22 protein-coding genes are annotated in these 21,486 nt (G+C 69.7%); 7 read left to right on the forward strand and 15 right to left on the reverse strand.

Annotated elements, in window-relative coordinates; all coding sequences use genetic code 11:
• Positions 1-7: 7 nt before the first annotated feature.
• A complete protein-coding gene (locus tag ABD989_RS06090; protein ID WP_345312786.1) occupies positions 8-571 on the reverse strand; it encodes a type III secretion system chaperone family protein in 564 nt (187 codons plus the stop codon).
• Positions 568-1,893: a D-inositol-3-phosphate glycosyltransferase gene (gene mshA, locus ABD989_RS06095; RefSeq protein ID WP_345312787.1), complete on the reverse strand. Its 1,326-nt coding sequence runs from the start codon at positions 1,891-1,893 to the stop codon at positions 568-570. The genes ABD989_RS06090 and mshA overlap by 4 nt, the downstream gene beginning before the upstream one ends.
• Before the next feature lie 111 nt (positions 1,894-2,004).
• Between mshA and ABD989_RS06100 the strand changes: the two genes are divergently transcribed.
• From ABD989_RS06100 to ABD989_RS06110, 3 genes are read left to right on the forward strand one after another with little or no spacing between them, the layout of a single operon-like run.
• Positions 2,005-2,943: a metal ABC transporter solute-binding protein, Zn/Mn family gene (locus ABD989_RS06100; RefSeq protein ID WP_246992334.1), complete on the forward strand. Its 939-nt coding sequence runs from the start codon at positions 2,005-2,007 to the stop codon at positions 2,941-2,943.
• On the forward strand, positions 2,940-3,743 hold the full coding sequence (locus tag ABD989_RS06105; RefSeq protein WP_345312788.1) for a metal ABC transporter ATP-binding protein: 804 nt from the start codon (positions 2,940-2,942) through the stop codon (positions 3,741-3,743). Before ABD989_RS06100 ends, ABD989_RS06105 begins: the two co-directional genes overlap by 4 nt.
• Positions 3,743-4,570, forward strand: a complete 828-nt coding sequence (locus tag ABD989_RS06110) for a metal ABC transporter permease (protein WP_246992338.1) — start codon at positions 3,743-3,745, stop codon at positions 4,568-4,570. Before ABD989_RS06105 ends, ABD989_RS06110 begins: the two co-directional genes overlap by 1 nt.
• A 13-nt stretch (positions 4,571-4,583) precedes the next feature.
• Here ABD989_RS06110 and ABD989_RS06115 read toward each other — a convergent pair whose 3' ends face one another.
• The 3 genes from ABD989_RS06115 to ABD989_RS06125 are packed head-to-tail and all read right to left on the reverse strand — an operon-like array spanning position 4,584 to position 7,086.
• Positions 4,584-5,063, reverse strand: coding sequence for a DUF2599 domain-containing protein (locus ABD989_RS06115; protein WP_246992339.1), 480 nt, complete (start codon positions 5,061-5,063; stop codon positions 4,584-4,586).
• Between the two features lie 8 nt (positions 5,064-5,071).
• Positions 5,072-5,449, reverse strand: coding sequence for a DUF2599 domain-containing protein (locus ABD989_RS06120; protein ID WP_345312789.1), 378 nt, complete (start codon positions 5,447-5,449; stop codon positions 5,072-5,074).
• Between the two features lie 56 nt (positions 5,450-5,505).
• Entirely contained in the window at positions 5,506-7,086 is a 1,581-nt protein-coding gene (locus ABD989_RS06125; RefSeq protein ID WP_246992341.1) for a carboxylesterase/lipase family protein, read from the reverse strand.
• A gap of 58 nt (positions 7,087-7,144) precedes the next feature.
• Between ABD989_RS06125 and ABD989_RS06130 the strand changes: the two genes are divergently transcribed.
• Both ABD989_RS06130 and rarD read left to right on the forward strand, forming a co-directional pair.
• Entirely contained in the window at positions 7,145-7,897 is a 753-nt protein-coding gene (locus tag ABD989_RS06130) for a LamB/YcsF family protein (protein WP_345312790.1), read from the forward strand.
• Positions 7,894-8,811: an EamA family transporter RarD gene (rarD, locus tag ABD989_RS06135; protein WP_345312791.1), complete on the forward strand. Its 918-nt coding sequence runs from the start codon at positions 7,894-7,896 to the stop codon at positions 8,809-8,811. The genes ABD989_RS06130 and rarD overlap by 4 nt, the downstream gene beginning before the upstream one ends.
• Here the strand turns inward: rarD and rlmB are convergent.
• The 5 genes from rlmB to ABD989_RS06160 are packed head-to-tail and all read right to left on the reverse strand — an operon-like array spanning position 8,783 to position 12,810.
• Complete coding sequence (gene rlmB, locus ABD989_RS06140; protein WP_345312792.1) at positions 8,783-9,745, reverse strand: 23S rRNA (guanosine(2251)-2'-O)-methyltransferase RlmB; 963 nt, start codon at positions 9,743-9,745, stop codon at positions 8,783-8,785. The two genes, rarD and rlmB, sit on opposite strands and share 29 nt — an antisense overlap.
• Positions 9,745-11,157 carry a cysteine--tRNA ligase gene (cysS, locus tag ABD989_RS06145; RefSeq protein WP_345312793.1) on the reverse strand — a complete coding sequence of 471 codons (1,413 nt, stop codon included), beginning with the start codon at positions 11,155-11,157 and terminating at the stop codon, positions 9,745-9,747. Before cysS ends, rlmB begins: the two co-directional genes overlap by 1 nt.
• 11 nt (positions 11,158-11,168) lie before the next feature.
• Entirely contained in the window at positions 11,169-11,633 is a 465-nt protein-coding gene (gene ispF / locus ABD989_RS06150; protein ID WP_345312794.1) for a 2-C-methyl-D-erythritol 2,4-cyclodiphosphate synthase, read from the reverse strand.
• A gap of 8 nt (positions 11,634-11,641) precedes the next feature.
• Positions 11,642-12,319: a 2-C-methyl-D-erythritol 4-phosphate cytidylyltransferase gene (gene ispD, locus ABD989_RS06155; protein WP_345312795.1), complete on the reverse strand. Its 678-nt coding sequence runs from the start codon at positions 12,317-12,319 to the stop codon at positions 11,642-11,644.
• 2 nt (positions 12,320-12,321) lie between these two features.
• Complete coding sequence (locus ABD989_RS06160; protein WP_345312796.1) at positions 12,322-12,810, reverse strand: CarD family transcriptional regulator; 489 nt, start codon at positions 12,808-12,810, stop codon at positions 12,322-12,324.
• A 228-nt stretch (positions 12,811-13,038) separates the two neighbouring features.
• On the opposite strand from ABD989_RS06160, the gene ABD989_RS06165 reads away from it, so the two are divergent.
• Both ABD989_RS06165 and radA read left to right on the forward strand, forming a co-directional pair.
• Positions 13,039-13,773 (forward strand): copper-binding protein, encoded by a 735-nt coding sequence (locus ABD989_RS06165; protein ID WP_345312797.1) that lies wholly within the window; start codon positions 13,039-13,041, stop codon positions 13,771-13,773.
• Between the two features lie 23 nt (positions 13,774-13,796).
• Complete coding sequence (gene radA, locus ABD989_RS06170) at positions 13,797-15,170, forward strand: DNA repair protein RadA (protein ID WP_345312798.1); 1,374 nt, start codon at positions 13,797-13,799, stop codon at positions 15,168-15,170.
• A gap of 28 nt (positions 15,171-15,198) precedes the next feature.
• Here the strand turns inward: radA and ABD989_RS06175 are convergent, their stop codons facing one another.
• The 5 genes from ABD989_RS06175 to ABD989_RS06195 all read right to left on the reverse strand — a co-directional run bounded on the left by ABD989_RS06175 (position 15,199) and on the right by ABD989_RS06195 (position 21,429).
• A complete protein-coding gene (locus ABD989_RS06175) occupies positions 15,199-17,010 on the reverse strand; it encodes an HNH endonuclease signature motif containing protein (protein ID WP_345312799.1) in 1,812 nt (603 codons plus the stop codon).
• Between the two features lie 163 nt (positions 17,011-17,173).
• Positions 17,174-18,421: a 5-methylcytosine restriction system specificity protein McrC gene (locus ABD989_RS06180; RefSeq protein WP_345312800.1), complete on the reverse strand. Its 1,248-nt coding sequence runs from the start codon at positions 18,419-18,421 to the stop codon at positions 17,174-17,176.
• A 56-nt stretch (positions 18,422-18,477) separates the two neighbouring features.
• Entirely contained in the window at positions 18,478-20,319 is a 1,842-nt protein-coding gene (locus tag ABD989_RS06185) for an McrB family protein (RefSeq protein ID WP_345312801.1), read from the reverse strand.
• Positions 20,320-20,431: 112 nt separating this feature from the next.
• Positions 20,432-20,821, reverse strand: a complete 390-nt coding sequence (locus tag ABD989_RS06190) for a DUF4333 domain-containing protein (RefSeq protein ID WP_345312802.1) — start codon at positions 20,819-20,821, stop codon at positions 20,432-20,434.
• A gap of 83 nt (positions 20,822-20,904) precedes the next feature.
• Positions 20,905-21,429, reverse strand: coding sequence for a PaaI family thioesterase (locus tag ABD989_RS06195; protein ID WP_345312803.1), 525 nt, complete (start codon positions 21,427-21,429; stop codon positions 20,905-20,907).
• Positions 21,430-21,486: the final 57 nt, after the last annotated feature.

Genomic DNA, 21,486 nt, shown 5'->3' on the forward strand with positions numbered 1-21,486 from the left:
TCCTTATCTAGTCGGTCGAGCGAGAGGTGTGCGGGGCGGGCGCGTCGTCGAGCGGCGCGATCTCCGGGAGTCTGTCGGGGTCGATCAGGTGCGCGAAGGCCTGCAGGTTGGCCAGGGATTCGCCGCGCGCGGTGCGCCACGCCCATTCGCGGTGGATGGACGTGAGGAAGCCGATCTCCAGGATCTTGTTGAAGTCGCCGTCGGCGGCGGCCAGCACCTGACCCAGCACGCGGTCCACTTCGGCGGCGGTGATGGCTTCCGGCGAGAGGCGGCCCACCAGGTAGATGTCGCCCATGTTGTCGAGGGTGTAGGCCACGCCGTACAGACGACGATTCCGGGTCAGCAGGAACCGGTAGACGGCCTCGTGGTTCTCGTCGGCACGACGACACACGAACGCCTCGACGCGCACGCCGTGCACCCCGGCGGTCAGCAGCACGGTGGTCTTGAGCTTGCGCTCGCCCGGCAGCTCCACGATCACGTGCTCGGTGTCGGCGGTCTCACCGGCCTTGCGCACGTAGTCGATGCCGGATTCGGTCAGTACCGCTTCCAGTGCGGCCAGGGTGTCGCTCATCCCGCCATCCTCGGTCGATTCTTGAGCCAGCCGCGGGTGCGACGGCCCAGCGTGCCGCGCCGCGCAGGACCGGACGGGAAGTGACCCATCGCGGCGCTGTACGACGCCAGCAGCGCGTCGGTGGTGTGCTCCCAGGAGTAGCCCTGCGCATGCACGACGGCGGCCGCGCCGTAGCGCTGCAGGCGGGCCGGGTCGGCCAGCAGGTCGGCCAGCTCGGCGGTCCAGGCGGCGATCTCGTGCCCGCCCACCAGGCGGCCGGTGACGCCGTCGCGCACCGCCACACCGAGCCCGCCGACGTCGGCGGCGATCACCGGGATGCCGCACGCCTGCGCCTCCACGGCGACGAGCCCGAAGCTCTCCGAAAAGCTCGGCACCGCGACCAGATTCGAGGCCCGGTACACCTGCGCGAGGACGACGGGCGGCTGCGGAGGCAGGAAGGTCACGCGGTCGGCCACGCCGAGGTTCACGGCGAGGTCGGCCAGCGCGGTCGGGTGCTCCAGTCCGGAGCCGGACGGTCCACCGACGACGAGCAGCCGCAGCCGGCCGGTGGGGTCGGCCCTGATCAGCGGCGCCATGGCCGCCAGCAGGACGTCGGGGGCCTTCAACGGTTGCAGGCGACCGACGAAGGTCACCACCGTCTCGGCCGGGTTCAGGCCCAGTTCGGCGCGCGCCGCCGCCCGCGATCCGGGGGTGTAGAAGTCCAGGTCCGCGCCCGGCGGCACCACGTCGATCTTTCCGGGGGCGGCGCCGTACAGGTCCGCCAGTTCGGCCGCCTCGGTGCGGGTGTTCGCCACCAGCCGGTCGGCCTCGGCCACCACCTGCTGTTCGCCGATGAGCCGCCCCACCGGTTCGGCGGTGTCGCCGCCGGCCAGCGAGGCGTTCTTCACCGCGGCCAGCGTGTGCGCGGTGTGCACCAGCGGCACCCGCCAGCGGTCGCGCGCGAGCCAGCCCACTTGACCGGACAGCCAGTAGTGCGAGTGGATGAGGTCGTAGTGGCCGGGTTCCTGCGCCGCTTCCGCGCGCAGCACGTTGGCCGAGAAGGCGCAGAGCTGACCGGGCAGATCGCGCTTGTCGAGGCCGTCGAACGGGCCCGCAGCGATGTGCCGGACCAGCACGCCGGGGGCGGCTTCGACCACCGCGCGGTCGGCCGACGACGTGGCGCGGGTGAAGATCTCCACCTCCACGCCGCGGCGCGCCAGCCGCTGCGCGGTCTGCCAGACGTAGACGTTCATTCCCCCGGCGTCCCCGGTGCCCGGCTGCGCCAGCGGCGAAGTGTGCACGGAGATCACCGCGAGGCGTCGTGGCCTGGGTCCACCGGTCATGGGTCCACCCTAATCGCACCCGGAAAACATGCGGGATCGCGTATTAGTCCGCGACCGGGCGCGTCCGTAGACTCGTTTCGGTAACCATTGTCATTAACCGAAGGGGCTCGCATGCGAAAAGTGCTCGCCACCGTGCTGATCGCGGTGTTCGGCGTCGTCGTCGCCGGCTGCGCGGACGACTCGACGCGCACCACCGATCATCCGGCCGTGGTCGCGTCCACCGACGTGTGGGCGGCCGTGGCCCGCGCGGTCGGCGGCGAGCACGCCGACGTGACCGCCCTGTTCAACTCCCCCGGCGCCGATCCGCACGAGTTCGAGCCGTCGATGGCCGACACCGCGAAGATCGAGGACGCCGACGTGCTGGTGTTCAACGGCGGACACTACGACGCCTACGTCGAGACCGCGGCGTCGTCGTCGGCGGCCGTGCAGGTGAACGCGACCCGACTGGCCGGTGGCGAGGACGACGACCACGGGCACGACGACCACGGGCATGAAGGGCACGGGCACGAAGGGCACGACCACGGGACCAACGAGCACGTCTTCTACGACCTGCCCGTCGTCGCCCGCGTCGCCGACGCCACCGCCGACGCCCTGGCCAAGCTCGCGCCGATGCACGCCCAGTACTACCGGGACCGCGCCGCCGCGTTCGACGCCGGTATCGCGGACCTGCGCGGTCGTCTCGCCGCACTCAAGGCCCAGCACGATGGCACCGAGGTGGCCGCCACCGAGCCGCTGGCCGCCTACCTGTTGACGGCCGCCGGGCTGGTCGACGTGGCCCCGGCCGCATTCACCGCGGCCGTGGAGAACGGCCAGGCGCCGTCGGCCGCCGACGTCGCCGCGTTCGGCGATCTGATCACCGGCCGCGACATCGCCGTCCTGATTTACAACACGCAGGCGGTGGATCCGGCCACGCGCTCGGTGCTGGACCTGGCTCGCAGCAATGCGATTCCGGTGGTCGACATGACCGAATCGCTGCCCGCGGGCGTCACCGACTATCTGCTCTGGCAGTCGGCGCAGATCGACCGGCTCGAGGCGGCGCTCGCCCGATGAGCGCCCCCGCCGACGACACCCCCGTGGTGGAGTTCACCGACGCGACGCTCGCGCTCGGCGACCGCACGCTCTGGCAGGACCTGAACCTGGCGGTGCACCCCGGCGAGTTCATCGCCGTGCTCGGCCCCAACGGCTCCGGAAAAACGACGCTGCTGCGCGCGGTCCTGGGCCAGGTGCCGCTGACATCCGGCACGCTGACCCTGCACGGCCGGCTCGGCTACGTCCCGCAGCAGCACGCCGACGACTCCGACGCGATGGCCCTGCGCGGCCGCGACCTGGTGGGCTTCGGCGTCGACGGCGCCAGCTGGGGCATCGGCTGGCGCGGGCGCCGCGAGCGCGCGGCCCGGGTGGACGCCGCCATCGCCGAAGTGGGCGCCACGGCGTTCGCCGAGCAGCCCCTCGGCCTGCTCTCCGGCGGCGAGCAGCAGCGCCTGCGCATCGCGCAAGCGCTCACCGACGATCCCGCCGTGCTGCTGTGCGACGAGCCGTTGTCGAGTCTGGACCTGCGCAATCAGCGGGTGGTGGTGGACCTGCTCGACGCCCGCCGCCGTGCCCGGGACACCGCGATCCTGTTCGTGACGCACGAGATCAATCCGGTGCTGCCCTACGTCGACCGGGTGCTGTACCTGGTGGACGGCCGGTTCCGAATCGGCACGGTGGCCGAGGTAATGAACTCGGCGACGCTCTCGGAGCTGTACGGCAGCCACGTGGAAGTGGCCGAAGTGGCCGGACGACTCGTGGTGATCGGCGGCGACACCGACGCCGGCCACCACCACTGCGACGACCAGGGGCAGAGCTGATGGGTGACTTCTTCGACTTCGCACAGACCGCCGACCTGCTGTCGCGCACCTTCGTCCAGCAGTCGCTGCTGGCGCTGGCGCTGCTCGGCCTGATCGGCGGCCTGCTGGGCCCGATGATCGTGGCGCGCCAGATGAGTTTCGCGGTGCACGGCGCGGCCGAGCTGAGTTTCACCGGCGCCGCCGCGGCTCTGCTGCTCGGCTTCAGCGTGAACCTGGGCGGCGTGATCGGCGCGGTGATCGCGGCCGCCGTGTTCGGCGTCCTCGGCAACCGGGCCCGCGAACGCGACTCGGTGATCGGCGTGGTGATGGCCTTCGGTCTGGGTCTGGGTGTGCTGTTCCTGCACCTGTACGGCCGCGCCGGCACCGGCTTCGCGCTGCTCACCGGACAGGTGGTGAGCGTGGGCAGCTCCGGGCTGATCGCGGTGGCGATCACCGCCGCCGTGGTGGTGGCCGTGCTCGCGGTGATCTACCGGCCGCTGCTGTTCGCGAGCCTCGACCCGCGGGTGGCGAAGGCCTCCGGCGTCCCCCTGCGGGCGCTGTCGGTGGTCTTCGCGATCCTCGTCGGCCTCGCCGCCGCGCAGGGCGTGCAGATCATCGGCGCCCTGCTGGTGATGGCCCTGCTGATCACCCCGGCCGCCTCGGCGGCGCGGCTCACCGCCTCCCCCACCAAGCAGGTGGTGCTGTCGGTGACCTTCGCGATGATCGCGGCGGTGGGCGGGCTGATCCTGTCACTGGCCCCGGAGCTGCCGGTGTCGGTGCTGGTCACCACCATCTCGTTCGTGATCTACGTGATCTGCCGCGTCATCGGCCTGCGCGCACGCGACTAGCTTTTCGACAAGCTCAGAACGGCGGATTACACGCCGTCGCCACCATCTCGAGCGGTCCGACCACGGCGCGTCCGGGTTCCAGATTCCAGCTGGCCTTGCCGGGGTCGACGATCCGCACGAACACCCAGTGGCAGTCGAACTGGGACCGCATGCCCGGGGTGGCGGCGTTCGGCGCCAGCGCGAGCACCTCGCGCCACGCGGCGCTCGGCAGCCCGAAGCCGGTGGCCCTCCGCCCGGCCGCGGTCGGATAGATCTGCAGGCTCGGGCCGGAGCCGAGCTGCACCCACTGCACCCGGTCGATGTACGGCCCGCGCGCGGTGGGCGGCCACGGCAACCCGGGGAACGGCAGATCGGCCGAGCCGCTCGACGACGCGAGGTAGGCGTCGAGTTCGGCCTGCATGGGCGACGGCGCGGGCGCCGCCTCCGCCGGGACCGCCGGCGCCATCAGCAGTCCGATCGCAGCGAGCAGCCCCACCATCCGATGTTTGCGCATGCCCGTGACTATTCCTCGGCGAAGCCGGGATTACAGCGACTTGACACCATTTGGTCGGCGGAGACCACGGGGCGGTCCGGTTCCAAGTTCCAGCTCGGCTTGTCGGGGTCGACGAGCCGTGCGAACGTCCAGTGGCAGTCGAACTGCGCGCGCATGCCCGGGGTGTCGCCGTCCGGCGCCAGCGCGAGGACTTCGCGCCAGGCGACGTCGGCCGCGCGCTCACCGCTGACCTTGCGGCCCGACGGAGTGGGCACGATCTGGAGGCTGGGCCCCACCGCAGTCTGCACCCACGAGGCACCGGCGACGTACGGCGGCGCGTAGACGGGTGCCGAAACAACCGACGACGAAACCACCGAAGACGACGACGTCACCGAAGGCGCAGCCACGTCCTCTCCCCCGCCGCTACACCCAGCCAGCAGGAGAACGAGCGCCGCCCCGCCCCCTACTGCTCGCGCAGTGCGTCGTTCCACGTCGTCTTCAGATCCAAGTGCACGCGCTGCCAGGCGGAGCGGCGAGCGCCGTCCGGGTCCTTCTCCACGCGGACCGGGTCGTCGAGGACCAGGACGTGGCGGTGTTCGGCGTCGTACTTGGGCCAGTGCCCGGCCGGGACGCCGGTCCGCGCGAACCACGACCACAGCGACTGCATGGTGGAGGTGATGCGGCGGGTGGAGCGCCAGCTGCCGAGCGCGGCGAGGCCGGCGCCGATCGGGTGGCGGTAGATGCCGAACACGGCGAACAGTTCGGTGGCGTGGGTGGCGCCGATGCCGGTGGCCTTGAGGGCGGCCACCGAGTAGTCGAAGCGGTACACGTAGGTGTCCGAATGCTCGGAGTGGTGCTGGGCGAAGATCGTCGTCGGCACCCAGAACACGGCGTCGGCGGCGAGGCGGACCTCGTCGCGGGTGCCCGGGTAGAGGCGGGCCAGCTCCTGGCGCACCTCGGGGTCGTGCACGCCGACCAGCATGTGGGTGGGCTCGGGCAGGATCGACCAGAACCGGGCGAACAGTTCGCCCTCGTCGAGGTTGGTGCCGACGATCAGCGGCACCCGCAGCGTCTGCCCGGCCATCGCGGTATCGACCGGGCTGAGCGGCAGGTAGTCGCCGTCGACGACGGGCGCGAACGGCATCGGGTCCGACAGCTGTGCGTGGCGGGTGAAGCCGAGGAGCCGGTTGCCGGCCTTGAGCAGGTCGTACGGACCGGCTTCGTCGACGACGCGGGCCACCAGCTCGGGGTCCAGGCGCGGTTCGGTGCGTTCGGGGCCGGTGCGGCGTTCCGGGTCCATCACCTGGCGGACGAACTCGTCGGTGAAGATCTCGGCGTTCTCGCGCTGCACCACCAGGTCGGCGGCCGGGCTCTGCGAGATGGCGCGGGAGAACAGGCCTTCGGCGGCCGGGGTGGAGAGCAGGGTCAGCACGGCGGCGCCGCCGGCGCTCTCGCCGAACACGGTGACCCGCTCGGGGTCGCCGCCGAACGCGGCGATGTTGCGCTGCACCCATTCGAGGGCGGCCACCATGTCGCGCAGGCCGCAGTTGGTGTCGAACGGGCGCTCCGGGGTGGAGTAGTCGCTCAGGTCCAGGAACCCGAACGGACCGAAGCGGTAGTTCACCGTCACCACGATCACGTCGCGGGCCCGGGCCAGGAAGGCGCCGTCGTAAATGGGGGTGGCCGAGCCGCCCAGGATGTACGCACCGCCGTAGTTGAACACCATCACCGGGCGCGGGGTGGCCGAGATGCCGTCCGGCGCGAACACGTTGAGGGTGAGGCAGTCTTCGCTGCGCGGCTGGTACGAGCCGTCGGCGCGGGCGGTGAACAGCTTGTCCTGGATCGGCGAGTTGCCGTACTCGTGGCAGGTCAGCACGTCGTCCCACGGCTCCACGGGCTGCGGCGCCCGGAAGCGCAGCGGACCCACCGGCGGCGCCGCGTAGGGAATGCCCAGCCAGGCGGTGGTGCCGCGGCGGCTGCGGGCCCCGCGGATCCCGTCGACCTTGCCTTCGGCTGTTGCGACGATCGTGTCCATCTGTGCCATGACTGAACACCCTAACGCCGCCGGGCAGCCGGTGGTTTCGCGGACCTACCATGGAGGCATGACGATCCCCGCGCTCCCGGTCGTGGTCGATGTGAACGCCGACCTCGGCGAAGGCGTGGGCGACGACGCCGCGATGGTGCGCCTGGTCTCCAGCGCCAACGTGGCCTGCGGCTTCCACGCGGGCACCCCGATCGAGCTGCGCCGCACGTGCGAGCTGGCGGTGGCCGCCGACGTGCGGATCGGTGCGCAGGTGTCGTACCCGGACTGGGACGGTTTCGGTCGCCGGTTCATGGACATCGACTCGGATCAGTTGATGGCCGACGTGCTGTTCCAGATCGGCGCGCTCACCGCGATCGCCCGGTCGGTGGGCGGCACCGTCGACTACGTGAAGCCGCACGGCGCGCTGTACAACGCGATCGTCGGACATCGGGAGCAGGCGCGGGCGGTGGTCACCGCGGTGGCCGACGCCGGGCTGCCGCTGATGAGCCTGCCCGGTTCGGTGGCATTGGAACTGGCCCGCGAGGCCGGGGTCCCGGTGTTCACCGAGGCCTTCGCCGACCGCGCCTACACGCCGCAGGGCACGCTGGTGCCGCGCACCGAGCCCGGCTCGGTCCTCACCGATTCCGCCGCCGTCGCCGCGCGCGTGGTGCAGCTCGCGACGACGGGTGCGATCACCGCGATCGACGGCACGCCGATTGCCGTCCACGCCGACTCGATCTGTCTGCACGGGGACACCCCCGGCGCGGTGGCGCACGCCACCGCGGTCCGGGCCGCGCTGGCCGAGGCCGGCGTGCTGGTCCGCGCGAGGTGATCGGCAAGCGCCTGGCCGCCGAATCCGCACGCGGGGTGGCCGCGGGTTTCGGCGCGTACAGCATCTGGGGCCTGTTCCCCATCTACTTCGACGCGCTGCGGCCCACCGGTCCGTGGGAGATCCTGGCCAACCGCATCGTGTGGACGGCGCTGCTGTGCCTGCTGATCCTCGGGGTGGGCCGCGACTGGTCGTGGCTACCGCCGCTGCTGCGTCGTCGCACCCTGATGGTGGGCGTCACCGCGGCGGCCCTGCTGATCGGCATCAACTGGGTGGTCTACGTGGCGGCGGTGACGTCCGGGCACACCAGCGACGCAGCGCTCGGCTACTTCCTGAACCCGCTGGTCACGGTGGCGCTGGGCGTAGTGGTGCTGCGCGAGCAACTGCGGCCGCTGCAGTGGACGGCGGTCGGCATCGGCGCGGTGGCCGGGGTGTACCTGGCGGTGGCCGGCGGCGCGTTCCCGTTCACCGCACTGGTGCTGGCGACGTCGTTCGCCCTGTACGGCCTGGTGAAGAACCGGGTGGGCGCCACGCTGCCCGCGTTGCACAGTCTCACGCTGGAGACGCTGATCCTGCTGCCGATCGCCGCGCTGATCCTGGTGGGCATCGCGGTGGGTCCGGGCTTGTCGTTCGGCACCGAGGGGCCGGTGCACACCGGGCTGCTGATCTTCAGCGGTGTGGCCACCGCCGTCCCGCTGCTGCTGTTCGCGGCCTCGGCCCGACGGATCCCGCTGACCACCGTCGGCCTGATCCAGTTCGTGACGCCGGTGATTCAGCTGGTCTGCGCGGTCACGATCCTCGGCGAGGAGGTGTCGGCCGCGCGGTGGATCGGTTTCGGCATCGTGTGGCTGGCCCTGCTGGTGCTCAGCCTCGACGCCGTGCGCCGGATCAGACCCCGGCGACCCGCCGCTGCCTAGCGAACTCGGCGAGCACCACACCCGCCGCGACCGACGCGTTGAGGCTCTCCACGTCACCGGCCATCGGCACCGACAGCACCGAGTCGCAGGTGTCGCGGACCAGGCGCGAGAGACCCTTGCCTTCGGAGCCGACCACCACGACCACCGGGCCGGTGCCGTCGTAGTCGTCGAGGGTCACGTCGCCGCCTGCGTCGAGGCCGACGATCTGGCAGCCCGCCTTGGCCCAGTCGACCAGGGTGCGGGTGAGGTTCGGGGCCTGTGCGACGGGCAGTCGCGCGGCCGCGCCGGCGCTGGTGCGCCAGGCCACCGCGGTGACGCTGGCGCTGCGGCGCTGCGGGATCAGCACGCCGTGGCCGCCGAACGCGGCGACGCTGCGGATCACGGCGCCCAGGTTGCGCGGGTCGGTGATGTTGTCCAGCGCCACCAGCAGCGGTGGGTTCGGGGCGGCGAGCGCGTCGGCCAGCAGGTCGTCGGGGTGCGTGTACTTGTACTCGGGCACCTGCAGCGCCAGACCCTGGTGCAGGCCGTTCGCGGTGAACCGGTCGAGTTCGAGCTTGCCCGCCTCGAGGATCGCGATGCCCATGTCGCCGGCCCGGGCGATGGCTTCGCGGACGCGGTCGTCGGCCGAGATGGTGGTCATCACGTACAGCGCGGTGGCCGGGATGCCGGCGCGCAGGCACTCGACCACCGGGTTGCGGCCCACCACGTACTCGGGGCCTTCTTCCTTGCGTCGCTGCGCGCTGCGCTGACCGGCCACCGACTTGGCGTTGGCCTTCGCCTTCTTGTGGGCCGCATGGTAGGTGCGGTCGACGGCCTTCGGGGTGGCACCCCGGGCCTCGAGGCCGCGGCGGCGGTTGCCGCCCGAGCCCACGGTCTGGCCCTTCTTGCTGCCGTCCTTGCGGATGGCGCCCTTGCGCTTGGAGTTGCCGGCCATCAGATGTCCTTCTGTTCCAGCGCCCACTGGGCACCGTCGGGGGTATCGGTCACGGTCACGCCGGCCGCCGCCAGGCGGTCGCGGACCTCGTCGGCCACGGCCCAGTCCTTGGCGGCCCGGGCGGCGGCACGACGTTCCAGCTCGGCGCCGATCAGCACGTCGAGCGCGGCGGTGGCCGCTTCGTCGTCGGCGCCGACGGTGTTCCAGTGCGGGTCGAGCGGGTCGGTGCCGAGGATGCCGAGCATCGCGCGGACCTGTCCGGCGATGGCGCGGGCCTTCTCGCCGTCACCGGCTTCGAGGGCGGTGTTACCCTCGCGAACGGCGTTGTGCACCACCGCGAGTGCCGCGGGCACGCCCAGGTCGTCGTCGAGCGCCGCCGCGAATTCGCTGGGGACCTGGCCGATTTCGACGTCGCCGACGCGGTCGACGACGCGGTGCACGAACGACTCCACGCGCCGGTAGCCCGCGGCGGCCTCGTGCAGTGCGCCATCGGAGTATTCGAGCATGGAGCGGTAGTGGGCGCTGCCCAGGTAGTAGCGCAGCTCCACCGGCCGCACCTTCTTGAGCATCGCGGGGATGGAGACCACGTTGCCGAGGCTCTTGCTCATCTTCTCGCCGCTCATGGTGACCCAGCCGTTGTGCAGCCAGTACTGCGCGAAGCCGTCGCCGGCGCCGTGGCTCTGGGCGATCTCGTTCTCGTGGTGCGGGAAGATCAGATCCATTCCGCCGCAATGGATGTCGAACTCGGCGCCGAGGAGGCTGGTGGCCATGGCCGAGCATTCGAGATGCCAGCCGGGGCGGCCGTCGCCCCACGGGGTGGGCCACGACGGCTCGCCGGGCTTGGCGCGCTTCCACAGGGTGAAGTCGCGCGGGTCGCGTTTGCCGGTGCCCGCGCTCTCGCCCTGGTGCACGTCGTCGAGCTTGTGGCCGGAGAGGCTGCCGTACTCGGGGAGGCTGCGCACGTCGAAGTAGACGTTGCCGTCGGCCTCGTAGGCGTGGCCGCGTTCGATGAGGCGCTGCATGTAGGTCACCATCTGCGTCACGAAGCCGGTGGCCCGCGGTTCCGCGGAGGGCGGCAGCACGCCGAGGGCGTCGTAGGCGGCGGCGAACTCGCGCTCGTGGGTGGCGGCCCATTCCCACCACGGACGGTCGTGGTCGGCGGCCTTGCTCAGGATCTTGTCGTCGATGTCGGTCACGTTGCGGACGAAGAGGACGTCGAGGCCGCCGCCGTCGCGGTCGGGGTGCGCCAACCAGCGGCGCAGCACGTCGAAGGCGATGCCCGAGCGCACGTGGCCGATGTGCGGAACACCCTGCACGGTGGCGCCGCACAGGTACACGGTGGCGGTACCCGGGCGCAGCGGGGTGAAGTCACGGATTTCGCGGGCCGCGGAGTCGTACAGGCGGAGAGTCACGACCTGCGATTCTACTTGAGCGCGACCAGTGCTGTGGCCACGGCCGCGATGCCCTCGCCGCGACCGGTCAGGCCGAGCCCGTCGGTGGTGGTGGCCGACACCGACACCGGCGCCCCGAGCAGCTCCGAGAGGAGCTTCTGCGCCTCGCCGCGGCGGGGTCCGATCTTGGGTCGGTTGCCGATCACCTGCACGGCGCCGTTGACGGGCGCGAAGCCGTTGTCGTCGAGCAGCTTTGCCACGTGCGCGAGCATCTGCGCGCCGGTGACGCCGGCCCATTCGGGGCGGTCGACGCCGAAGACGGAGCCGAGGTCGCCCAGGCTCGACGCCGACAGCAGCGCGTCGCACAGCGCGTGGACGCCGACGTCGCCGTCGGAGTGGCCGGCCGCGCCGTCGTCGTCGGGGAACAGCAGTCCCACTATCCAGCAGTCGCGACCGGCTTCGATCGCGTGCACATCGGAGGCGATACCCACTCGCATGTCAGTCCTCAGCTCTCGTCCAGCAGCAGTCGTGCCATTCGCAGATCGAACGGGGTGGTGATCTTGAAGGCCAGCGGATCGCCGGGCACCACCTGCACCGGTACGCCGAGGGCTTCGACCAGCCCGGCGTCGTCGGTGGCGTCGCCGCCGCCGGAGTGCGCGTGCCGCAGCAGTTCCGCGGTGAAGCCCTGCGGGGTGCCGACGGCGCGCAGTTCGCTGCGATCGGGGGTGGCGAGCACGGTCTCGGCGGTATCGACGCGCTTGAGGGTGTCGGCCACCGGAAGTCCGGGGATCACGGCGCGGGCGCCGTCGCGCAGCGCGTGCACCACGTCCGCGAACAAGGCGGGCGGGGTGAGGGCGCGGGCGGCGTCGTGCACCAGAACCAGTTCGGTGTCGGGTCCGGAGGCGGCCAGGCCGGCGCGGACCGAGTCACTACGTTCGGCGCCGCCGACGGTCACGGTCACTTCGGGTCGGTCGGCGTATTCGGCGTCGATCTGCGCGGCCAGGTCGGCCGGGACGATCACCACCACCTGATCGACGACCCCGGATGCGAGAGCAGCGGACACGCTGCGCTGCAGCAGTGTCCGCTCTCTCAGCATCACGAAGGCCTTGGGGACGGGCAGACCCAGACGGGTGCCCATGCCCGCAGCCGGAATCAGGGCGACGACGCGCCCCGCACGCTGCAACGTCAGGACGCTGCAGCCAGAATCTGATCGAGCATCGAGTCGGCACGCTCGGTGTCGGTGTCCTGCGCGAGCGACAACTCGTCCACCAGCACGCGACGGGCGCGGGTCAGCATGCGCTTCTCGCCTGCCGACAGACCGCGGTCCTGCTCACGACGCCACAGGTCGCGCACGATCTCGGACACCTTGATGATGTCGCCGGAGATCAGCTTCTCCTGATTGGCCTTGAACCGACGCGCCCAGTTGGTCGGCTCCTCCGCGTGCTCGGCACGCAGAACCTCGAAAACTTCGTCCAGTCCTTCAGCGCCCACCACGTCGCGCACACCGACGTATTCCAGCTTGCTGGAGGGGATCTGGACCGTCATGTCACCATCGGTGACCTTCAGGACCAGGTACTCGACCTCTTCACCCTTGATGGTCCGAACGATGACGTCTTCCACCCGGGCTGCACCGTGATGCGGGTAGACCACGGTGTCGCCAACTTTGAAATTCAATGCTCCATGCCCCTTTCGAGTGACCTTAGTCTAACACGCGCGTACCGACGGAGTTCCCGACGGCGCAGGTCAGGGCACCTGACCGCCCCGGCAGCCGAAACCCGCGGAGGCTTTTTCGGACCAATCTGGCCACCCCGTCGGACTTTTACCGGGCCCGCCCACTACGCTGCGTAGTGAAGCGTCATGCGGAGCCACGTGTGATGCGCTAAAAATCTTCGGAGGATTCAGGTGTCAGTCTTCACTCGGACCACCCGCCGCGTCGCCACCGGCACCGCGATCACTGCGCTCGGCCTGGCGGTCGCACTGGGCACCACCGCGTGCAGCTCGGGCAAGATCGCGCAGACCAACAACCAGGAAGCCGCGATCAACGGCGCCAACGGCACCCTCAAGCTGGGTGCCGGCGAGGAGATCGACGGCCAGATCGTGGATCCGGGCTCGATCGCGGTCCGCAACCTGCAGATCATGTTCCCGGTGGACAACTCCGCCGAGGTCTTCGCCGACGGCGGACCGTTCAAGCTGGTGTTCACCATCGCGAACGACAGCGTGATCCGGAAGGTCAAGCTGACCGGTATCACCGCGACCAAGGGCAAGGTGGAGTTCATCAGCTCCTCCGGCGCACGCTCGGCCAGTCCCGGCGACGCCGGCTTGATCTCCCCGGGCGCCGCGCTCAACGCGGGCGTGCCGTCGAACGTTCCGGCTGAGGATGCCAAGAAGGACGGCATCTCGCGCGTCGACGCCGAGCTGTCCGGCACCGGCGACACCGTCGCCAACGGCCTGACCACCCCGCTGACCCTGCACTTCGAGATCTACGACCTGGAGACGGGCCCGGACGGCAAGCCGCGCAACGCCCCGCTCACCAAGAAGTCGATCACCATCGACACCCCGGTCGACGGCACCCCGGTGGTGGAGCGCCAGGACGTCGTCCGTGACGTGCAGCCTCCCGCGGGCGAGGGCGGTCACTGATCTCACCCGTCGAGCGGTAACGCATGGCGAAAATCAAAACGCTCTACCGCTGCGCGGCCTGCGGGCACCAGGTACCCAAATGGGTCGGACGCTGCCCGGATTGCGGCGAGTGGGGTTCCATCGAAGAAGGCGCCCCGCCCGTCGCGGCGAGCGGCGCCCCCTCGGTGGCCCCGCGCAGTCCCGCGGTGCGCATCACCGAGATCGATGCGAACGCGGCCGGCGCCGTCCCCACCGGAATCGGTGAGTTGGATCGGGTGCTCGGCCGCGGCGTCGTTCCCGGGTCCGTGATCCTGTTGGCTGGTGAGCCCGGCGTCGGGAAGTCGACGCTGCTACTCGAGGCCGTGAAGCATTGGGCGCAGGCCGGGCGGACCGCGCTGTATGTGACCGGCGAGGAATCGGCCGGACAGGTACGACTGCGCGCCGAGCGCACCGACGCCGTCCACGAGAACATCTATCTGGCGGCCGAGACCGATCTGGCCACCATCCTGGGGCACGTGGAGCAGGTGCGTCCCACGCTGCTGATCGTCGACTCGGTGCAGACCGTGGTCGCGACCGGCACCGACGGGGTGTCCGGCGGTGTCACGCAGATCCGCGCCTCCACCACCGCGCTGGTGTCGCTGGCCAAGAACTCCGGCGTCGCGGTGATCCTGGTGGGTCACGTGACCAAGGACGGCAACGTCGCCGGACCCAGGTCGTTGGAGCATCTGGTCGACGTCGTGCTGTCGTTCGAGGGCGACCGCCATTCCTCGCTGCGGCTGATCCGCGGCATCAAGAACCGCTTCGGCGCCTCCGACGAGGTGGGTTGCTTCGAGCAGCGCGCCGACGGCATTCACGAGGTGGCCGATCCGTCCGGGATCTTCGTGCACCAGCACGGCGGGGCCGTGGCCGGGAGCGTGAACCTGGTGGCGATGGACGGCCGTCGTGCGATGGTCGGCGAGATTCAGGCGCTGCTGCACAAGACGCAGGCCAACATGCCGCGGCGGGCGGCGTCCGGGCTCGACGCGGCGCGCATGTCGATGATGTTGGCCGTCGCCGCCAAGCACTCCAATATGGCGACCTACGACCAGGAGGTCTACGTCTCCACCGTGGGCGGCATGAAGGTGACCGAGCCGGCCGCCGATCTGGCGATCTTCCTGGCGCTCAAGTCGTCGTTCACCGACAAGCCGATCCCGCACGGGACCGTGGCGATCGGCGAGGTGGGCCTGACCGGCGAGATCCGCCGGGTGTCGTCCACCGCGCGACGCGTCGCCGAGGCCAAGCGCCTGGGCTTCACCCACGCGGTGATCCCGAGCGGGACCGACGAGGAGATGCCGAGCGGGATCCGGATCAGCAAGGTGTCAGACCTGAGCGAAGCCCACCGCGCCGCCACCCGCACCTACACCGACGCCCCCTTCTGATCCCGCCCCCTGAGCTTGTCGAAGGGTCCTAGAACGGCGGTTCGCTCTCCGGATCCAACACCAGCCGCATCGCCGCCCGACCGGCTTCACGCGCGTCGACCTGCTTCTTGGTGAGCTTCGCTTCCTCCGCCAGCCGACGATCCCGATTCGCGTTCCGCTCCGCCCGCCGCCGCGCATGCTTGGCTTCGGTCCGCGTCAGGCCGCCCGCTCGCTGCACACTGTCGTCCGCGACGCTGCCCGTCGTCGTCCCGATCGCCGACCCCTCAGCCAGCTGGTGCCGGCACCGCAGCTGCGCCAGCCGCGGCATCAGCCACTGGTTCGGCGCAAGAGCCTCGACGGTCTGGCCGCCCGGAGTGGTGACGGCCGAGTGATACCGGCCGTCGGCGTCGATCCAGAGCTCGTCGACGAAGCCTTCCAGATTGGTTTTCATCAGATGATGGAAGCGGCACTTGGGAAGTAGATTGCAAATGCAAGTAGGGCCGCCGCGGTCCGGGCAGATGTTGTCGAACTCGGCCACATGGTCCAGATCGCAGGCGAAAGCCGCCCGTTCACACCCCGGAATGGAGCACGTTCCCCACAGGAACCGGGCGAGGAGATCGACGAGCAGATTCGGCCGATACGGATCGCTCGGCAACGCCGTTCTCGCGATCAGGAACCGCGGCTTCAACGCCGATCCGGGCTCGGATTCGCTTGCGGCAGTGCCATTCTCACGATTTTCCGAATGAGGGTGTGCGTCATCGGCCCGGCACTCGTCCGGGCTGTCGGGGCGGGGTCCTTTTCGATGGACCGCCGCCTCGTCGAGGTCGTCGCCGATCTGCGCGGCGGCAGGATCGGGTTCGAGGAGATCGTCGAGGCGGTGTTCGTGAATCACCGCATTGTCGCGCTCGGCGATCTGCCGCACGTGATCACCCGAAATGGGCCCGTACCCGTCGAGATACCCGCACTCATCGCCACCCGCGAGGGTCGCGGCGTCGCACAGGACATGCACCACGATCCGCGCCGCCCGAGCATCGAGCTGCGGCTCAGCGATCTGCGCGGTGCAACCGTCGCTCTCGCACAGGCAGGTGAACGGCTTGCGCTGCAGCAAGGCGATCGCCGCGTCCGAACGGGCCTGGGCTTTGGTCCGCGGATCGTCGTCGCAACGGCCGGCAATCACGGCATCGAGCATCTGCCAGACCAGCCGCACGTCCTCGGCGGTGGCCGTGACCGACAGTTGGGCCATCCCCGCTTCCAGGGTCGACATGCTCGCACTGCGGCCGGACTTGGCGCCCTCTCGCTCGCGGCGTTCGGCATCCGGATCGTGGACAGCCACATAGCGTCGCGCGAGGGCGGTGGTCTTGGTCAACGACAGTGACGTCAGGCCGCCGCCCGCGCCGCGAATCTCGATGGCCAGGAGCCGGTCGATCTCGGCGATGATCTTCTCGTCGAAGACCAGCGCGGTGGCCATGGCGATCTTGTGGAAGCGGTCGTGGTCGATCAGGCCGGATCGCATGGTGTCGTACACCTTCGGCAGCCGATCGCGCGCGCAGAGAGCGTCACTCAGCAGGCGATGCGCGGCGTAGTTGGTGGTCCGCATGCTCAGCTGCAGTTCCAGCGCGGTCTGCACTTCCAGATCCAACAGGGAGTGCTGCGTCGCCACCGGGTTCGGACTCTGGGCGAGGAGCCGGTCGAACATCGACATCGCGTACTGGAACTGCAGCCATTCGAGTTGGCACCGCCGGAGCGAAGTCCCGCCGATCGCGGTGCCGAGCTCGGCGGTCGACAGCTTCTTGAGTTCCTCGCCGGCAGCGGGCAGGCCGAAGTCAGCGCCGATTCCCGCAGCCGCGGTCGCCTTCGCCATGCCCTCACCTCCCCAAGCGAGTCAGTGCACCTAGTCGATCAGGTGTACTACCTACACGTTACGCCGATCTACCTACTAGAACAAGCGTTCGGAGCCGAATATTTCAAAGTTTTTCAGAAAATTTTCCGATCCTCTGACCTGCACAAACACCCCGCCCATGGGCTCAGGGGGCGAGGTAAGTGGCGAGTTTGGCGACGCAGGCGTCTTTCGCGGTGGGCAGCCCCAAGAACGACAGTTCGCTCGAAGCAGCCAACCACGGACCGTTCCGCTCCGGGTCCGGCACCACCGGGTCCACCGACGGGTACGCCAGCATGCCGCGCGGGGCGTCGAACGTCGTCGCATAGGCGTGCAATTGGTACAGGTCCTCGCGGTCCACCCCGCGTCGGCCGCCGAGCCGCTTGTACTTGGCGTCGATCACCGCGGCCACCGGGTCTTCCCCCACCAGCACGTCGGGGTACAGCTTGCCGAGCGTGCGCGTCGGGTCCACCGACGACCGCGCGAGGTGACCGGACACGTGCTCGGTGGTGCCGTGCCGCACCGGCAGTTCGGTGGCGAGCCCGACGCAGTGCAGCACGAACATCTCCCACAGCTCGGCCACGTCGATCAGGACGCCGTGCGTGGAGTCGTCGGAGGCGTCGACGCGGAGGGGGTCGTCGTTCACGATGCGCCACGACAGTTCCGCCGCCCGCCGCCACTTAACGGTGATCGGGCTGTAGCGAGCGGTCCGGATCTCGTGCAGGGTGGGCGACGTCGGTCGCGCCCCGACGGCCTGCCGCAGCACCGCCATCTGGTCGTGCAGGCGGGCGCCGCGCCAGCGGTCGCCGGCGAGCCGTTGGTCGAAGTACCGGTCGGCCAGGATCACCGCGCGGGCCGGGGCGTTGTCGTAGCTGCGGACCACCCGCGTCGACACCACGTCCCGGTGCCCCGCCGCCCGTCGTCGGCCGGTCGCCGACACGTCGAGTCGCCCGCGCACCGCGAGTCCGTGGCTGGTGACCTTCACGCCCGTCCGCGGCAGCGCATGCTGGCCGGCGGTGAGGACGGACGCCCGCCACAGCGCGGCGAGCAACTGCGTCACCACCGTGCCCGTCTCGCTCGACGACGACGCCGCCCGCGGGAGCACCTGCACTTTGAGGATCGTGCTGATCCATTCGATCACCGTGTCGATACCCAGGCGCGGACGGATCTCCAGCGTCCGGCCGTCATGGCGGATCTCCCCGATGTACCGACCCGCGCGCCAGCCGTCGACGTCGCGGGTCAGAATCGGCTCGATCGTCGGCTCGTGGTCGCCCTGCAGCTGCGCGTTCAGCACGAAGCCCTCCGGGGAGAGTTCGGCGATCTCGGCCAGCCAGTCGTGCTCGTCGCCGACCGGACGACGCTCCCAGTACCGCTCGGAGGTGAGGTCGTCGATCACGAACCGGTCCGATGAAAGGTCCTGCGGCGCAACCTTTCCCGCGCGCTGAGCCATGGTCAGCCGGCCGGAGCTGCCAGCAGCAGTTCCCGGAGTTCAGCGAGCTCCTCGGACCGTCGATCAGAGCCGGCCAGATACTGCTCCAGCACCGGCTGAATCGACAAGGCCCACAACGACTTCAGCGGCGCCAACGGCTGCTTCTTCCCATCCCACAGGTACTTTCCGCCGCCGCGGCCGTGTCGTCGTCCGCGCCACTCGCGCCCCACGAAGTACGGCAGGTCGGCGAAGACCGCCGCGCCGAGTTCGTACTCCGGCCCCAGCTCGGCCATGCCACGGATCCGCGCGTTCAATCGGGTGACGCACGAGGCGACGTCGGCCAGTTGCGGCTCCGCGCGGTCCCACGCGACGGGCACCGACTGCTCACTCCACTGCGCGCGCCAGATCGGCCACAGGTCGCCCTCGTCGTACGGGGTGGCGAACCAGAAGAAGCGACGACGCAGCGCGAAGTCCAACGCCTCCACCGACTGGTCGATCTCGTTCATGGTGCCGATGATGTAGAGGTTCGACGGCATGCGGAACCGGATCGGCTCCCCGTCGGCGCCGTGCGCGAACAGCTCGACGTCGGTGTCGCGCTTGTCCCGCTCCATGGCGCTGAACGCCTCGCCGAACATCGCGCTCAGGTCGGTGCGGTTGATCTCGTCGAGGATCAGCACGTGCGGCAGCGCGCGCTCCGGATCGGTTTCCCGTTCCACACGCATGCGCTCCGCCAGCCGAGGCAGCGCGCCGAGTTGATAACTGGTGCCACCATCGGCGTCGAGTTGCAGGCCCACCATGAACTCGGCGTAGCCGTACGACGGGTGCATCTGCAGGCGCGTCACGTTCTCGGCGACGGCCCGATCGACGGCGCCCGGATCGGTGAAGTACTCGCCCACACCCCACTGCTGCAGCGCCGCAGTCCGAATCACGGATTCGGCCAGCTTCATCGCCTGGAAGGTCTTGCCGGTGCCGGGCGGTCCGTAGAAGACGATCTGCTTCTTGTACTCCAGCGCGAACGACGGGTCTTCGGCCTCGTCGTCGCCGGACTTGCTCGCCGGCCGCCAGATCGGTTCGAGGTCGTCGCTGTAGTAGTCGCGACGCGCTTCGCTCCAGTTCGGCAGCCGTTCCTGCAGCGCCAGCCGAATGGCATAGAGCCGCTGGTCGGTACTGGCGTCGTCGCCCGAGTCATCGAGCTCGCCGAACGCCTTCAGCACCAGTTCCTTGTGCCGCTTGGACGCGATCCGCTCGAAGTAGTCGGGGTACAGGAGGTGGCAGACCATGTTGCGCATCGCGTCGCACGGCCGATCGCCTTCCTCGGCGAACTGGGCGAAACCCCACGGGTTGCCGTGCAACAGCGCGGCCCGTTCCTCGGTCGACTTCTCCTTGAGCCGCAGCGCCAGGTCCATCAGGTAGCCGACCAGCTCCGGCTGACCCGTGTTGTAGAACAGGCCCGGGTTCGCGATCCCAGACCGCAAGGCGTCGTCCACCTCGGTTCCACTGGCGATGTACAGCTCGGGATGGTCGGGCCCGATGGTCTTATTGATCATCTCGACCTTGCGGCGGTGCCCGACTGCCTCGGTGGGCAGGTAGTAGATCAGCAGCACTTCCGCGGCGAGCAGCCGGATCTCGACATCGGCTCCTTCAAGCTGGAGTGCCCATTTGGATTCGAACTTCCCGCCACCCGCTGCGCCTTCCAGAAGGTTCCCCCAGAACCGCTGATTCAGCTCGACGAGGCGCTCCTGGGACCAGATCTCGGGGTACTCGTCCGGATGCAGCAAGGAAGCGTCGCCGATCAACGACCTCTCGCGCCACTGCGCGCAGATCACGTCAATGTCAGTGCGGTCCAACCACGAGTAAACAGCCACGCCTCATCTTGTCATTCCCCCACGCTCCTCAAGCGCGCCGAAGGGTCAGCCCCCCCCCCCCCCCCCCCCCACCGCTCCCTGAGCCTGTCGAAGGGTGCAAGGGCAGAGCCCCCTACCCCGGAATCGAATCCGGATCGTCTGCCTTGATCCGCCAGTTGATCTGGTCGTCGACCACCGAGACGACAGTGGCGGTGTAGGGATACCACTGCCCCGCTATCTGCACCTGGCAAGCCTGCGTGAACCCGACGGTGCCCTCCAGCCCTCCGTCGCAACGCACCTGCGGCAGGTTCGCGGGGTCATTGGCGAGTTGCTTGGCCGAGTACTCCTCCAGCGTGGACGCCGGCAGCGAGAGCTCGGACGACTTCTCCGTGAACGAGACCCGCGTGGCCGGCGTCGACGTGTCGGGGTCGTCGCCGATACTGACGCTGGCCGAGCAGCCGGTCGCGGCCAGCGCCGCTGCCGCCACCCCTGTGATCAGTAGCTGACGCATACGACTGTTCATGACCGGACCTCCTGGGAAGCACCTGTGGTGATGCCAGTATCGGCCACCACAGCCGTTTTCTCAGGTAAATCTCAGTTCTGTCCTCAGAGGCGCGACTGCGACGCCGAGTCGTAGTACTTCGCGTAGTGCTTGCGCAGATCGATCTCGATGAAGATCGCCGACGCCGTGGCCACCGGCTCGTCCGAGTCGTCGAGACGTGCGACGGCCCGCACGAACACCTTGCGTCGTTCCTTCGCCGCCACCTCGGCCTCGAAGTGCAGGGTGGAGCCGATCGGGATGGGCTTGAGGAAGTCGACCTCCAGGTGCCCGGTCACCACTGGTACACCGATGATGAGCGGCGTGGTGCCGAGGACCTCGTCGAAGGCCGCGGTCAGGACGCCGCCGTGGATCACGCCGGGCCCGCCCAGCATCCACTCCTCCACCTTCATCTCCGCGGTCGTGGTGAAGCCTTCGCCGGCGTACACGGTCACGTGCAGTCCGCCAGGCGCGTTGACGCCGCAGCCGTGGCAGAGATCGTGGTGCAGTCGGAACGGATCACCCGGCGCCGGGGCCTTCGGATGCCTTTCCATCGGATCTGACACGTCCGGGAGGCTGAAATTGGTGCTCACTCCACGTGACGATAGTCCATCGATGCAACCGGCCCGGATTCCGTCGTCATAGACGGA

This window comes from Gordonia alkaliphila, assembly GCF_039542465.1.
Classification (GTDB): Bacteria; Actinomycetota; Actinomycetes; order Mycobacteriales; family Mycobacteriaceae; genus Gordonia; species Gordonia alkaliphila.

What these genes read in the sequence shown, in the direction of transcription:
- ABD989_RS06125 (WP_246992341.1), bottom strand. Translation starts at nt 7,086, where the DNA reads ATGGCACAGATGGACACGATCGTCGCAACAGCCGAAGGCAAGGTCGAC.
- ABD989_RS06105 (WP_345312788.1), top strand. Translation starts at nt 2,940, where the DNA reads ATGAGCGCCCCCGCCGACGACACCCCCGTGGTGGAGTTCACCGACGCG.
- ABD989_RS06115 (WP_246992339.1), bottom strand. Translation starts at nt 5,063, where the DNA reads ATGCGCAAACATCGGATGGTGGGGCTGCTCGCTGCGATCGGACTGCTG.
- ABD989_RS06090 (WP_345312786.1), bottom strand. Translation starts at nt 571, where the DNA reads ATGAGCGACACCCTGGCCGCACTGGAAGCGGTACTGACCGAATCCGGC.
- ABD989_RS06100 (WP_246992334.1), top strand. Translation starts at nt 2,005, where the DNA reads ATGCGAAAAGTGCTCGCCACCGTGCTGATCGCGGTGTTCGGCGTCGTC.
- ABD989_RS06130 (WP_345312790.1), top strand. Translation starts at nt 7,145, where the DNA reads ATGACGATCCCCGCGCTCCCGGTCGTGGTCGATGTGAACGCCGACCTC.
- ABD989_RS06175 (WP_345312799.1), bottom strand. Translation starts at nt 17,010, where the DNA reads ATGGCGAAGGCGACCGCGGCTGCGGGAATCGGCGCTGACTTCGGCCTG.
- rlmB (WP_345312792.1), bottom strand. Translation starts at nt 9,745, where the DNA reads ATGGCCGGCAACTCCAAGCGCAAGGGCGCCATCCGCAAGGACGGCAGC.
- ABD989_RS06190 (WP_345312802.1), bottom strand. Translation starts at nt 20,821, where the DNA reads ATGAACAGTCGTATGCGTCAGCTACTGATCACAGGGGTGGCGGCAGCG.
- mshA (WP_345312787.1), bottom strand. Translation starts at nt 1,893, where the DNA reads ATGACCGGTGGACCCAGGCCACGACGCCTCGCGGTGATCTCCGTGCAC.
- ABD989_RS06110 (WP_246992338.1), top strand. Translation starts at nt 3,743, where the DNA reads ATGGGTGACTTCTTCGACTTCGCACAGACCGCCGACCTGCTGTCGCGC.
- radA (WP_345312798.1), top strand. Translation starts at nt 13,797, where the DNA reads ATGGCGAAAATCAAAACGCTCTACCGCTGCGCGGCCTGCGGGCACCAG.
- ispF (WP_345312794.1), bottom strand. Translation starts at nt 11,633, where the DNA reads ATGCGAGTGGGTATCGCCTCCGATGTGCACGCGATCGAAGCCGGTCGC.